Below are 13,367 nucleotides of genomic sequence, written 5' to 3'. Positions count from 1 at the left end.
TATCCGGACACCCCCATGGCCGACGCTTTCATTCCCCTGCACGCCCTGAAAGGCCGGGGCGCTGCCACCTTCCTGCCCCACCGCTTCGAGCGGGATGTCCGGAACGCCTTCGACGACGGCTGGGGCACGCTCGAAGACGGCATGGCCGAGCCGCTGCCTCCGCTCGCGACGGAGGTTCGCTTCGAGGACGTGAAGTCGGTGCTCAGCGAAAACGATTCGCCCGACGTTCCCTTCGACCGGTCGCTCAATCCCTATCGCGGTTGTGAGCACGGTTGCATCTACTGTTTTGCGCGCCCAACGCACAGCTACCTCAACCTCTCGCCGGGGCTCGACTTCGAGACCAAGCTGATCGCCAAGCGCAACATCGCCGAAGTCCTGCGCGCCGAACTGGGCCGCAAGAACTACAAGCCCAGCCACCTCGCGATCGGCACCGCGACCGACTGCTACCAGCCGATCGAGCGCGAACTGCGGCTCACCCGGTCGGTGATCGAACTGCTGAAGGAGACTCGCCATCCCTTCGGCCTCGTCACCAAGTCCAGCGCGGTCGAGCGCGACCTCGACCTGATCGCGCCGATGGCGGCCGAGGATCTGGCGGCGGTCTACATCACCATCACCACCCTCGACGGCGAACTCGCACGCAAGCTGGAACCACGCGCCGCTGCGCCGCACCGGCGGCTGCGCACCTTGCGCACGCTCGCCGATGCAGGCGTGCCGGTGGGCGTGAGCGTGGCGCCGCAGATTCCCTTCGTCACCGAAGACATGGAACAGGTGCTCGAAGCGGCATGGGAGGCCGGCGCGCGTTGCGCCTTCTACACCGTGATCCGGCTGCCCTGGGAAGTCGCGCCGCTCTTCAAGCAGTGGCTGGAGCTGCACTACCCGCAGCGCGCGGGCCGCATCATGGCGCGCATCCGCGAGATGCGGGGTGGCAAGGACTACGACGCCGACTTCGCGACCCGCATGAAAGGCAGCGGGCTGTGGGCCGACCTGATCCGCCAGCGCTTCGAGAAGGCGACCAACCGCATCGGCTTCAACCGCCAGCGCATCGCGCTCGATCTCAGCGCGTTCCGACCACCTGGCGCAGCGGGGCAGGGCAGCCTGTTCTAGCTTCGGTCGTGTTCCGGGGCTCCACGCCGCACCAGTCGCCGCCCAATGCCTTCACCAGGAAGACGGAGGTCAGCATGCGCTGGCCGTTGATCTGCGCCGCCTGGCGCTCGGTGTTCAGCAAGGCCTGCTGTGCGGTGATGACGTCGAGATAGATCGACGCGCCGCCCTCGTAGCGGCTGGCCGCCATCTCCAGCACCCGACGCGAGCTTTCGACCGCAACGAGGGATTGCGTCGCCGCGCGGTCCAGCGAGGCGAGGCCGGTGATGCCGTCCTCGGCCTCCTGCATGGCGGTCAGGACGACGCGACGGTAGTTGGCGACGGAGGCCTCATAGCCGGCCCGCGAGAAATCGACGTTCGCCCGGATGCGGCCGCCATCGAAGATCGTCTGCGTGGCAGAGACGCCGAGCGACCACAGCAGGCTGTTCGCGTCGAACAGGGTCGAGAGCGTGCGGCTGTCGAAGCCGCCGGCCGGCAGCAGCATCACGCTGGGATAGAAAGCCGCGGTCGCCACGCCGATTTGCGCGTTCGCGGCAGCCATTGCGCGCTCGGCGGATGCGACGTCGGGCCTGCGCTCCAGCGCGTCCGACGGCACCCCGATGGGGATGGCGGGCGGCGCCAGGGGCTTGATGTCGGGTGCGATCGAGAATTGCGGGGCCGGCGTTCCGGTCAGCGTGGCGATGGCGTGCTCGTATTGCGAGCGCTGCTTCTTCAGGACATCGACCTGCGTGAGCGTGTTGTCGAGCAGGGCCTGCTGTTGCGCCACGTCCAGGCCGGACACGGCGCCCAGTTCGTGACGGTCGGTCACGAAATCCAGGGCGCGGCGCTGCAACGCGATGGAGCGCGCCAGCACGTCCAGTTCGATGTCCGTCGAACGCAGGGCGTAGTAGTTCGACGCCAGGTCCGTCGTGAGCAGCAGTCGCGTGTTCTCGAGATCGGCCGCCGACTGCGCGGCCGATGCGGTCGCACCCTCGACCGACCGCTGCACTCGTCCGGCGAGGTCGAGTTCGTAGCTTGCCGTGAGCGCGAGCGCGAAGTCGTTCTGCACCGTGGAGAAGTTCGGCGCGTTGTAGTTGGTGAGCGGGCGGTTCTGGGAAATCTGGAACCTCGATGCGCGCGTGCCGAGCCCGATCTGCGGATAGAGTGCGGCTTCGGTGCCTGACAGCGAAGCGCGCGCCTGCGCAAGCCGTGCGGCGGCGATGTCGAGTGTCGGGTTGCTGGCCAGCGCCTTCTGTTGCAGCGTATCGAGCTGCGGGTCGCCGAAGCGCACCCACCACGGTCCCTTGGCATCGGTGTCGCTGGGCGTGCCCTGGCGCCAGGGCTCCTCGAGTTGCCAGGTCACAGGCACGTCGACCGGCGGCCTCCGGTAGTCCGGGCCTGCGACACAGCCCGACAGCAGCGCGACAGCCAGTACCGAAATTCTCCGAAAGCTCACGCCGGTTCCTTGGCTGCCACGACGACGTCGCCCTCGGCCAGCGAATCCGAAGGATTCAGCACCAGCCGATCGGTGGCGCCGAGGCCATCGAGCACCTCGACCGTCTCGCCATAGTTGCGGCCGAGTTGCACCGTGCGCAGCTTGACCTTTCCCTCGCCGTCGATCACCGCAACGCGCGTGCCTTCGGCCCTGAAGAGCAGCGCATTGGAGGGAATCGTGAGCAACTGGCTGGCCGCGAGCGGCAGGGAGACTTGCACATAGGCCCCCGGCAACAGGGTGCCATCCTTGTTGGGCAGCGAGACCTCGACCTGCATCATGCGGGTGGTCGTGTCGATGGCGCCCGAGGTGCGCGCCACTTCGCCGCGGAAGCTCTGGCTCCGCAGTTCGGCCTGGGTCACGACGACCGGCTGACCGGCCTTGATGAGTTGCGCGTAGGCCTGCGGCACGTTGATGTACACCCGCAGCGGATCGGTCTGCGCGAGCAGGAACAACGGCCGTCCGCCCCCACCGCCGCCGCCTCCCGCGTCGATCAGGTCGCCCACATCGACGTTGCGCCGCGTGATCACGCCGGAAAACGGCGCCAGCACGCGCTTGAAACCCTCGGTCTGGCGAAGCCGCTGCACGTTGGCGTCGGCCGCAGCCAGATTCGCGGTGGATTGGGCGAGCGCGCTGCGGCGCTCGTCCAGGTCCTGCTGCGAGACCACGTCTTTCTTGCGCAGGTTCTCCCAGCGTGCGACCGTGCTCTTCGCCAGCTCCAGGCCGGAGGCCGCCTGCTGGCGTGCCGCGATGGCTTGCGAAAGTTGCTGGTCGATTTCCGGCGTCTCGATCTCGGCCAGCAAGTCGCCTTTCTCGACGCGGCTGCCGATGTCCTTCGTCCAGCGCCTCAGGTAGCCGCTGGCACGCGCTGAGATCGGCGACTGCACGTAGCCCTGCAGCGTGCCCGGCAGCGCCAGCGTCTGGCCGGCCGCGGCAGTCTGGGGCAGGGCAGTCTTCACGTACTGCGCGGCACGCTCGGTGGTCCCGGCTTCGAGCGCGCGAGCATTGCTCATGCGCACGAACACGGTGCGCGCGGCGCCGACGGCCAGCAGCGCGAGCACGATCAGTACGGCGATCCGTGTCCGGCGCACGATCTGCCGTCGTCTCGGCAGTTCATGGTGTTCGCCGTCCTCGTCGACGGCGATCGGGTGGATGGCCAATGCCGCGTGGCGTTGCTCCGACATGGTTTCAGGTCTCCTGGGGCTCGGCCCCGAGCGAGTGTGGTTCAGGTGTGGCGGCATTGCGCGCTGCCTTGCGGCGCGCGCGACGGCTGTGGATTTCGGCGAAGACGGCCGGCACGAAGAACAGCGTCGACACTGTCGCGAACAGCAGGCCGCCGATCACGGCACGGCCCAGCGGTGCATTCTGCTCGGCGCCTTCGCCCAGCCCCAGGGCCATCGGGATCATGCCGATGATCATGGCCAGTGCCGTCATCAGCACCGGCCGGATGCGCGTCGCGCCGGCTTCGAGCGCGGACGACAGCGGCGTCGTGCCCGCGGCAAGGCGCTCGAGGGCGAAGGACACGAGCAGGATGCTGTTCGCCGTCGCGACGCCCATGGTCATGATCGCGCCCGTCAACGCGGGCACGCTCAGCGTCGTGCCGGTGATGAAAAGCATCCACGCGATGCCGGCCAGCGCCGCCGGCAGCGCGGTGATGATGATGGCGGCGTCGATCCACGACTGGAAGGTGACCACGATCAATAGATAGACGAGCACGATCGCCATGGCAAGCCCGACGCCGAGGCCGATGAAGGACGACTGCATCGTCTGCACCTGGCCCCGCACCGTCACCTGGCTGCCGCGCGAGAGCTTCGGCCGCATCTCGTCGACCAGCGCCTGCACCTTGGTCGCCACGCTCGCCAGGTCGGTGCCCTGCACGCTGACGTACACGTCGACCACAGGGCTGATGTTGTAGCGCGAGACCACCGCCGGCTGCCGGCCGGGCTGCGCATCCACGAGGTTGCCGAGCAACTGGGGCGCGCCGCCGGACGCTGCCGGTCCGCCGGTGCCGACCGGGATGTTGAGCAGCGAATCGAGCGAATCCACGTTGTACTGCGGCGACTGCACGGCGATGTTGTAGACCACGCCGTTCTGCGGGTTGAGCCAGAAGGCCGGCGCCGTCTGCGAACTGCCCGAGAGCGCGATCAGCACGTTCTGCCCGACGTTCGCCGCCGTGAGGCCGAACTGCTGGAGCCGCGAGCGGTCCATCTGCAGGTTCAGGCCGGGGCCGTCCAGCCGCTGGTGGACGTGCGCATCGACCGCGCCTGGAATCTGCCGGATGGCCTTCACCAGTTCCGCCGCACGGGCGGAATTGCCATCCAGGTCATTGCCGCTGAACTGAACGTCGATCGCCGCGGGCAGGCCGAAGTTGAGGATCTGCGTGACGATGTCCGCCGGCTGGAAGAAGAACTCCGTGCCGGGGAAGCGCTTGGGCAGTTCTGCGCGCAGCAGCGACACGAACTCCTCGGTCGGCCGGTGCCCGTCGCGCAGCGAGAGCAGGATTTCGCCGTCCAGCGTGCCGATCGTGCCGGCGTTGCTGTAGGAGAGGTTGATGCCGCTGTTGGGCACGCCGAGGTTGTCGAGGATGGTCTCGAGCTGGTCCTTGGGAACCAGTTGCCGGATCGCCGCTTCGACCTCGTCGGCCAGCCGCGCCGTTTCCTCGATGCGGGTGCCCGTCGGCGCGCGCATGTGGAGGCGGATCTGGCCGGCGTCCACGGTCGGGAAGAAGTCGCGACCCAGCACGGGGAAGAGCAGGCAGGACAGCAGGCAGAACCCGAGGAAGAGCACGATGAACTGCCCGAGCTTCGCCAGCAGGGCTGACAGCACCAGCGTGTAGGCACGCCGCACGCGCTCGAAGCGGCGGTCGAAGCTGCGGTAGACGCGCTGCAGCAGGCTCGGCTTCGTCTCCGCGGCGGCCTGGGCATGGACGCCGCCCATCAGCATCATCACCAGGGTCGGTACCAGCGTGCGCGAGAGGAGGTAGGACGCCAGCATCGCGAACACCACCGCCTCGGCCAGCGGCACGAAGAGAAAGCGCGCGACGCCCGAGAGGAAGAACATCGGCACGAACACGATGCAGATGCACAGCGTCGACACGAAGGCCGCGGAGCCGATCTCGCCGGCGCCGACCAGGATCGCCTCGTTGAGCTCGGTGCCCATGTGCAGGTGGCGCTCGATGTTCTCGATCGTGACGATCGCCTGGTCGACCAGGATGCCGACCGAGAGCGCGAGGCCGCCCAGCGTCATGAGATTGAGCGTCTGCCCGAGTGCATAGAGCACGAGGATGGACGCAAGGATCGACAGCGGAATCGTCAGCGCGATGATCAGCGTGCTGCGCCAGTTGCCCAGGAAGAGCAGCACCATCGCCGCCGTCAGCGCCGCCGCGATGACCGCTTCGGCAATGACGCCCTGCACGGCCGCCTTGACGAACAGCGACTGGTCGAAGAGCGGCGTGATCTTGATGTCCGCCGGCATGCCCTGCGCCGCGACGGGCAGCAGCGCGCGAATGTTCGAGACGATGTCCAGCGTCGACGCGCCGCCGTTCTTGAGCACCGACAGCAGCACGCCGCGCACGCCGTCCTGCCGCACCACGTTGGTCTGCGGCGAGAAGCCGTCGCGCACATTGGCGACGTCGCGCAGGTAGGTGGTCGCGCCGGCGGCGGTGCGCACGGGCAGGTCGTTGAGGCCGGCGATGGCCTCGGGCGAGCCGTTCATGCGCACGCTGTACTCGGTGGCGCCGAACTTGGCCGTGCCCGAGGGCAGGATCAGGTTCTGCGCATTGACCGCGTTGACCACGTCGGTCGGCGACAGGCCGCGCGCCTGCATCGCCTGCGTGTCGAGGTCAACCGAGATCAGCCGGTTCTTGCCGCCATAAGGGAATGGCACGGCCACGCCGGGCACGGTGATGAGCTGCGGCCGCAACTGGTTGATCGCCGAATCGAACAGCGAGTTTTCCGCCCGCGTCGGGCTCGACAACGCCAGCTGGATCACCGGAATGCTCGATGCCGAATACTTGATGACCAGCGGTGGCGTAATGCCCGGCGGCAACTGCCGGACCTGCGTCTGCATCGAGGCCACGACCTGCGCGATCGCCGTCTCGATGTTGGCGGTGGGCTGGAAGAAAACCTTGATGACCGTCACGCCCGCCAGCGACTGCGATTCGATGTGCTCGATGTCGCTCACCGTCGTGGTCAGGCTGCGTTCGGTCTGCCCGGCGATGCGCTGGCCCATCTCCTGGGCGGGCAGGCCGCCGTAGTTCCAGATGATGCTGATCACCGGAATGTTGATTTCCGGAAAGATGTCTGTGGCCATCCGCAGCAACACGAAGGGCGTTGCCAATACGATGAGCATCGCCATCACGATGAAGGTGTACGGGCGACGCAGAGCCAGCTGGACCATGGACACGACTTGTTACTTCTGGACGAAGAGGCCGCCATCATAAGAAGAGATGGCAACACAATGGAGCCTATGCAGCAGCTTTACGTTCCCGCACAAGACAGCAAGTTTCACTGGCTGGTGGTGATGGGTGTTTCCGGCTGCGGCAAGTCCAGCCTCGGCGCGGCGCTCGCGCGGGAACTGGCGCTGCCGTTGATCGAAGGGGACGACTTCCATTCGCAGGAAAGCGTCAGCAAGATGCGCGCCGGCATCGCGCTCACCGATGACGATCGCGCAGGCTGGCTGGCGACGCTGGGCCGGGAGCTGGCGAGCCATCGGGAAGGTGCGGTGCTCACCTGCTCGGCGCTCAAGCGCGACTACCGCGACCGGCTCCGAGCGGCGGTGCCGGAGTTGCGTTTCCTGTTCCTGGCGCTCACCAGAGAGGAATCAGAGCGCCGCGTCGCCGCCCGGGCTGGCGCGCACATGTTCCCGGCAAGTCTGGTCGCCAACCAGTTCGCGACGCTCGAATCGCCGGTGGGTGAGCCCGGGGTGCTGGAACTCGACGCGACGGCGCCCAAGGAAGAACTCGTCGAGCGCACGCGCACCTGGCTGGCCGTCGGCGTCCCGTCGGACTAGGCAACGGCCCGAAGCCCGAGTGCGTCGAACACGCGGATCGCCGCGTAGGAATCATTGGCCGCATAGCGCAACTGCGCATCGGTGAGCTGCCGGTTGGCCCAGTTCGACGTGGTCGCCTTGCGCGACTTGATGAAGCGGCGGTTGAACATCAGCGCCACCGCGGTCTTCACACCGACCGATTTGCGGTAGCCGAGGCGGCGGAACTCGGAGTCGATGTCGAACACGGCTTGCGGCTCCACGCCGAAGCGCTGGCGGATCAGCCCCAGGTCGCTCGACAGCCCGAAGCCCACTTTCGTCAGTTCCGTCGAGGCAAGCAATGCGCCCAGTTCGCCATGCAGCTCCGTTCGGTGCAATTGGAATAGCCACGCCTCGTGGAGCGTCGCGAACTGGACGACGTGCGGACCGCCGGACACCTCGAATTTCGCGAAGGTCGGTTTCGATTCGGTGTCGAATCCCACTACGCCGCTGGCCAGCAGCGCTTTCGTGGCGTCCTGCGCATCCTGCGGCGTGGCGACCACGCGGATGTCTTGCAGCCCGAGGCCTTCGAAGGGTTCGAGCAACGCAATCTCTTCGCGTTCAGGAAGCGGGGGGAGGGGAGTGTTCATTCGAGGGGAGGATGGGGTTCAGCGCCGGAGAATCTTGTCGTGATGGGAGAGGTGATCGGCGACGAAGCTCTGGATGAAGTAGTACCCGTGGTCGTAACCCTCGTGTCGACGCAGCGAAAGCGGCTGACCGGCTGCAAAGCAGGCGGCTTCGAACAGATGCGGGTGCAACTGCTCGGCCAGGAATTTGTCCGCCAGGCCCTGGTCGACCAGGATGCCTTCCGGGTAGGGCGCGACCACCTGCGACTGCATCAGCGCACAGGCGTCGTGCGCCAGCCAGGCGCTGGTGTCATTGCCGAGGTAGCCGCTGAACGCCTTCTTGCCCCACGGGCATTGAGAAGGCGCACAGATCGGCGCCAAGGCCGACAGCGACTTGAACCGGCGCGGATGGCGCAGCGCAAGCGTGAGCGCGCCATGGCCGCCCATCGAGTGGCCGAAGACGCCGATGCGCCGGTCGTCGACCGGCATGGCCTTCGTGACCAGCGGGAGCAGCTCATGGACCAGCCAGCTCTCCATGCGCCAGTGCGCGTCCCAGGGCTCGGCGGTCGCATCGAGATAGAAGCCGGCGCCGATGCCGAAGTCCCAGCTTGCCGTCGCACCTTCGATCTTTTCGACTTCCGGCCCGCGCGGGCTGGTGTCCGGCGCGATCAGGGCAAGGCCCAACTCGGCTGCAACGCGTTGTGCGCCGGCCTTGACCATGAACGTTTCCTCGTTGCACGTCAGGCCCGCGAGGTACAGCACGGCGGGCACGGGGCCGTGCTCTGCCTGTGGCGGCAGGTAGACCGAAAAGCGCATCGGCAGGCCGATCTCGCGCGAGGCGTGCTCGTGAAAGCGCTGCACGCCGCCGAAGCAGCGGTGTTCGGAAAGTGTCTTCAAAGTGTCTGTCATGTCTTGAGTGCGGGTGTCAGTTCGAGCACCGCATCGGCGAATACGCGAGGCGCCTCCTGCGGCATGTTGTGGCCGGTGCCGGGCACGACACGGTGCGAGCGCTGTCCGGTGAAGCGGTGCGCGTGTGCGGAAGCGTCCGCCACCGGCCGCACGCCGTCGTCGGCGCCGTCGAAGGTGATCGTCGGCACGGTGATGGGCGGTTGCGCGGCCAGCCGCGCCTCGATGTGGGCATAGTCCGGATCGCCCGGCACGAGGCCGAAGCGGTGGCGGTAGGAGTGGATCACCACGTCGACGAAATCCGGATGATCGAAGGCTGCGGCGCTGCGCTCGAAAGTCGCTTCGTCGAACTGCCACGTCGGTGACCAGAGCCGCCACAACAGCCGGGTGATGCCCCGGCGGTCGGCCGCAAGACCTGCGCGCCCGCGCTCGCTGTGGAAGTAGTACTGGTACCAGAGCCGGAGTTCGTTTTCCGCGACTTCCGGTTCCATCGCCTTCGCGATGTTCTGGATGTTGTAGCTGTTGAAAGAGACCAGCCCGGCGCAGCGCTCGGGCCAGAGTGCCGCGACCACGCAAGCCGCCCGGCCGCCCCAGTCGTAGCCGGCCAGCACGGCACGCGGGATCGCCAGCGCATCCAGCAGCGCCAGCAGGTCCGCGCCCAAGGCCGCCTGCTCGCCCGAGCGCGGCGTCGCGTCGCTCAGGAAGCGCGTCGCGCCGTAGCCACGCAGGTACGGCACGATGACCCTGCAGCCGGCATCGGCCAGCATCGGCGCAACGTCGACGTAGCTGTGGATGTCGTACGGAAAGCCATGCATGAGCAGCACCGGTGGGCCGTCGGCGGGGCCCGACTCGAAGTACGCGATGTCGAGCACGCCGGCCCGGACAGTGTGTGGTGCTTGCATGACCTGCATGTCGATCCTCAATACAGGACTACGCCACGAATGGACTCTCCGCTCTTCATGAGGTCGAATCCCTTGTTGATGTCCTCCAGCGGCATGGTGTGCGTGATCAGGTCGTCGATGTTGATCTTGTTCTCCATGTACCAGTCGACGATCTTCGGCACGTCGGTACGCCCGCGCGCGCCGCCGAAGGCCGAGCCTTCCCACTTGCGGCCGGTCACGAGCTGGAAGGGCCGCGTGCTGATCTCCGCCCCCGCCTCGGCCACGCCGATGATGATGCTGCGGCCCCAGCCCTTGTGCGTGCATTCCAGCGCCTGGCGCATCACCTGGGTATTGCCGATGCACTCGAAGCTGTAGTCGGCGCCGCCGTCGGTCAGTTGCACGATGGCGTCCACGACGTTCGGCGTGTCCTTCGGGTTGATGAAGTGCGTCATGCCGAACTTGCGCGCCATCGCTTCGCGCGCCGGGTTCAGGTCGACGCCGATGATCTTGTCGGCGCCCACCATCTTCGCGCCCTGGATCACGTTCAGGCCGATGCCGCCGAGACCGAACACGACGACATTCGCACCGGCTTCGACCTTGGCCGTGAAGATCACCGCGCCGATGCCGGTGGTGACGCCGCAGCCGATGTAGCAGACTTTGTCGAAGGGCGCGTCCTCGCGGATCTTGGCCAGCGAGATCTCCGGCGCGACCGTGTAGTTGCTGAAGGTGCTGGTGCCCATGTAGTGAAAGATGGGCTTGCCGTCCAGGCTGAAGCGGCTGCTGCCGTCGGGCATCAGGCCCTTGCCCTGGGTGCCCCGGATGAGCTGGCAGAGGTTGGTCTTGCGCGAGAGGCAGAACTTGCACTGCCGGCATTCCGGCGTGTAGAGCGGAATGACGTGGTCGCCCTTCTTCAGTGTGGTCACGCCGGGGCCGACGTCGACCACGATGCCCGCGCCCTCATGGCCGAGGATGGCCGGGAAGATACCTTCCGGGTCCGCGCCCGAGAGCGTGTAGTAGTCGGTGTGGCAGATGCCCGTGGCCTTGATCTCGACCAGCACCTCGCCGAAGCGGGGACCTTCGAGGTCGACGGTTTCGATGGTCAGGGGCGCGGCGGATTTCCAGGCGACGGCGGCTTTGGTTTTCATGGTCTTGTTGATTCGGTTCGGAGGAGCCGATCACTATAAGATGCCCGGCACAGGAGAGACATGTCATGAAGAAAATCCTTGTACTCAATGGCCCGAACCTGAACCTGCTCGGCACGAGAGAGCCCGCGCAATACGGCTACGAAACGCTGGCCGATGTCGAGCGCATGTGCGCCGAAACAGGCACCAAGGTCGGCGTCGAGATCGAATGCCGCCAGTCCAACCATGAGGGGCAACTGATCGACTGGATCCACGAGGCCGGCCGCGAAGTCGCGGCGGGTCGCATGCTCGGCGTGGTCATGAACCCTGGTGCCTACACGCACACCTCGGTCGCGCTGCACGATGCGATCAAGGGTGCGAACGTGCCGCTGATCGAACTGCACATCTCCAACGTGCATGCGCGCGAGGAATTTCGCCATCACTCGTATATCTCGCCCGCGGCGCGCGGGATCATCGTCGGCTTCGGCGTGAAGGGCTACCCGCTCGCGATCGAGGCGCTGGTGCGCGTGAGCGAGGCGAAATGAAGATCGAGTCCGTCCAGCCCTTCATCCTGCACGTGCCGGTCACCGGCAGCCAGATCGCCGACAGCACGCACAGCATCACGCATTGGGGCGTGGTTGGTGCGCAGGTCGAAACCGAGGATGGCCTCAAGGGCTACGGCTTCACCGGCACGCATGCGCACCTGCCCGGCGACCAGCTCATCACGCGGTGCATCGAGACCTGCCACGCGCCGCTGCTGATCGGCGAAGACGCGAACGACGTGCACCGGCTGTGGCTCAAGCTCGCGCGCAACCCCGCGCTGCAATGGATCGGCCGCGGCGGCATCACGACGCTGTCGCTCGCCGCCATCGACATCGCGTTGTGGGACCTGAAGGCCAAGTCGGCCGGCGTGCCCCTCTGGAAGCTGCTCGGCGGCCAGGTGCGCCAGAAGGTCCGGGCCTACAACACCGACATCGGCTGGCTGAGCATCTCCGACGGCAAGCTGGTCGAAGGCGCCCTGCGTGCAGTGGACGAGGGCTTCACCGGCATCAAGATCAAGGTCGGTTCGACCGTGGATCGCGATTTGCGCCGGCTGGAAGCGGTGCGCAAGGCGATCGGGTCGTCCGTCACGCTGGCGGTCGACGGCAACGGCAAGTGGAGCCTCGCGGATTGCCTGCGTTTCTGCCGTGGCGCCGAGGCGTCCGATGTGTTCTGGTTCGAGGAGCCGCTCTGGTACGACGACGTCAAGGGCCACGCCCAGTTGGCGCGCGCCACGCGCATCCCGGTCGCGCTCGGCGAGCAGCTCTACACGGCCGATGCCTTCTCCGAGTTCTTCGCGCAGCAGGCGATCCACTGGGTGCAGCCGGACGTGACGCGGATGGGCGGTATCACCGAAGTCCTCCAGGTCTGCGAGGCCGCGCACGCATTCCGGCTGCCCGTGGCGCCGCATGCGGGCGACATGAGCCAGGTGCATGTGCACCTGAGCTATGCGCATCCTGCCTGCGAGGTGCTGGAGTACATCCCCTGGATCAAGGCCTGTTTCACCGATCCGGCCGAAGTGTCCGATGGCCACTTCGGGCTGCCGCAAGAGCCGGGTGCCGGAACCACACCGACCTCCGACGCCTGGCAGAAGTACCGCCAGGCCACCGCGTGATGGTCGAACGGGCTGGCCTGTTCGAAGGCACTGATGGCGCCTTGCGCTGCCGCTGGTGCGAGTCGACGCAGGTCTATCAGGATTACCACGACAGCGAATGGGGCTTTCCGGTCACTGACGAGCGGCGCCTGTTCGAGAAGCTGTGTCTCGAAGGCTTCCAGGCGGGGCTGAGCTGGCTGACCATCCTCAACAAGCGAGAGGCCTTCCGGCGCGGTTTTGCGCAGTTCGAGCCGGAGCGGGTCGCACGCTTCGGCGCCAAGGACATCTCGCGCCTGCTCGCCGATGCGGGGATCGTGCGCCACCGCGGAAAGATCGAGTCGGCCATCAATAACGCCCAGCGTGTGCTCGAACTGCGCGAGGAATTCGGCTCGCTGGCCGCCTATGCGTGGGGCTTCGAAGCGGACCACGCCTCGCGGCCGAAGAAAATCACGCACGAGGCATTGCGGGCGATGACGACTTCGTCCGAGTCGGTGGCGATGTCCAAGGACCTGAAGAAGCGCGGCTGGAGTTTCGTCGGCCCGACGACCGTCTATGCCTTCATGCAGGCCATGGGGCTCGTGAATGACCACATCGAAGGCTGCCATGCGCGCGAAAAGGCGCTGAAGGCCCGCGCAAAGCTCAAACTGCCGCGCTGATCCGGCG

General features: G+C 66.8%; 12 protein-coding genes. 5 read left to right on the top strand and 7 right to left on the bottom strand.

Annotation, left to right across the window (positions count from 1 at the left end; translation table 11 throughout):
- The first annotated feature begins 15 nt into the window (after positions 1–15).
- A complete protein-coding gene (locus tag AC1D3B_RS01445; RefSeq protein WP_478188875.1) occupies positions 16–1,104 on the top strand; it encodes a PA0069 family radical SAM protein in 1,089 nt (362 codons plus the stop codon).
- Here the strand turns inward: AC1D3B_RS01445 and AC1D3B_RS01440 are convergent.
- The 3 genes from AC1D3B_RS01440 to AC1D3B_RS01430 are packed head-to-tail and all read right to left on the bottom strand — an operon-like array spanning position 1,055 to position 6,976.
- Positions 1,055–2,536 carry an efflux transporter outer membrane subunit gene (locus tag AC1D3B_RS01440; RefSeq protein ID WP_478188874.1) on the bottom strand — a complete coding sequence of 494 codons (1,482 nt, stop codon included), beginning with the start codon at positions 2,534–2,536 and terminating at the stop codon, positions 1,055–1,057. The genes AC1D3B_RS01445 and AC1D3B_RS01440 overlap by 50 nt on opposite strands.
- Complete coding sequence (locus AC1D3B_RS01435) at positions 2,533–3,756, bottom strand: efflux RND transporter periplasmic adaptor subunit (RefSeq protein WP_478188873.1); 1,224 nt, start codon at positions 3,754–3,756, stop codon at positions 2,533–2,535. Before AC1D3B_RS01435 ends, AC1D3B_RS01440 begins: the two co-directional genes overlap by 4 nt.
- Before the next feature lie 4 nt (positions 3,757–3,760).
- Positions 3,761–6,976, bottom strand: a complete 3,216-nt coding sequence (locus AC1D3B_RS01430; protein WP_478188872.1) for an efflux RND transporter permease subunit — start codon at positions 6,974–6,976, stop codon at positions 3,761–3,763.
- 117 nt (positions 6,977–7,093) lie between these two features.
- Here AC1D3B_RS01430 and AC1D3B_RS01425 point away from each other — a divergent pair, with 117 nt between their 5' ends.
- Positions 7,094–7,582: a gluconokinase gene (locus AC1D3B_RS01425; RefSeq protein ID WP_478189002.1), complete on the top strand. Its 489-nt coding sequence runs from the start codon at positions 7,094–7,096 to the stop codon at positions 7,580–7,582.
- Here the strand turns inward: AC1D3B_RS01425 and AC1D3B_RS01420 are convergent.
- From AC1D3B_RS01420 to AC1D3B_RS01405, 4 genes are read right to left on the bottom strand one after another with little or no spacing between them, the layout of a single operon-like run.
- Entirely contained in the window at positions 7,579–8,187 is a 609-nt protein-coding gene (locus AC1D3B_RS01420; protein WP_478188871.1) for a 3'-5' exonuclease, read from the bottom strand. The genes AC1D3B_RS01425 and AC1D3B_RS01420 overlap by 4 nt on opposite strands.
- Positions 8,188–8,205: 18 nt before the next feature.
- The gene (gene fghA / locus AC1D3B_RS01415; protein WP_478188870.1) at positions 8,206–9,072 is read right to left on the bottom strand and encodes an S-formylglutathione hydrolase; all 867 of its coding nucleotides are present in this window, start codon (positions 9,070–9,072) and stop codon (positions 8,206–8,208) included.
- Complete coding sequence (locus tag AC1D3B_RS01410) at positions 9,069–9,971, bottom strand: alpha/beta fold hydrolase (RefSeq protein WP_478188869.1); 903 nt, start codon at positions 9,969–9,971, stop codon at positions 9,069–9,071. The genes fghA and AC1D3B_RS01410 overlap by 4 nt, the downstream gene beginning before the upstream one ends.
- 17 nt (positions 9,972–9,988) lie before the next feature.
- Positions 9,989–11,095 (bottom strand): S-(hydroxymethyl)glutathione dehydrogenase/class III alcohol dehydrogenase, encoded by a 1,107-nt coding sequence (locus AC1D3B_RS01405; RefSeq protein WP_286567130.1) that lies wholly within the window; start codon positions 11,093–11,095, stop codon positions 9,989–9,991.
- A gap of 65 nt (positions 11,096–11,160) precedes the next feature.
- Between AC1D3B_RS01405 and aroQ the strand changes: the two genes are divergently transcribed.
- From aroQ to AC1D3B_RS01390, 3 genes are read left to right on the top strand one after another with little or no spacing between them, the layout of a single operon-like run.
- Positions 11,161–11,616 carry a type II 3-dehydroquinate dehydratase gene (gene aroQ, locus AC1D3B_RS01400; RefSeq protein ID WP_478188868.1) on the top strand — a complete coding sequence of 152 codons (456 nt, stop codon included), beginning with the start codon at positions 11,161–11,163 and terminating at the stop codon, positions 11,614–11,616.
- Positions 11,613–12,725 (top strand): mandelate racemase/muconate lactonizing enzyme family protein, encoded by a 1,113-nt coding sequence (locus AC1D3B_RS01395; RefSeq protein ID WP_478188867.1) that lies wholly within the window; start codon positions 11,613–11,615, stop codon positions 12,723–12,725. The genes aroQ and AC1D3B_RS01395 overlap by 4 nt, the downstream gene beginning before the upstream one ends.
- Positions 12,725–13,360 (top strand): DNA-3-methyladenine glycosylase I, encoded by a 636-nt coding sequence (locus AC1D3B_RS01390; protein ID WP_478188866.1) that lies wholly within the window; start codon positions 12,725–12,727, stop codon positions 13,358–13,360. The genes AC1D3B_RS01395 and AC1D3B_RS01390 overlap by 1 nt, the downstream gene beginning before the upstream one ends.
- Positions 13,361–13,367: the final 7 nt, after the last annotated feature.

This window comes from Variovorax sp. P5_A3, assembly GCF_056400665.1.
The sequence above is the reverse complement of the archived record's forward strand: the minus strand, read 5'-3'. Positions and strand labels throughout refer to the sequence as shown.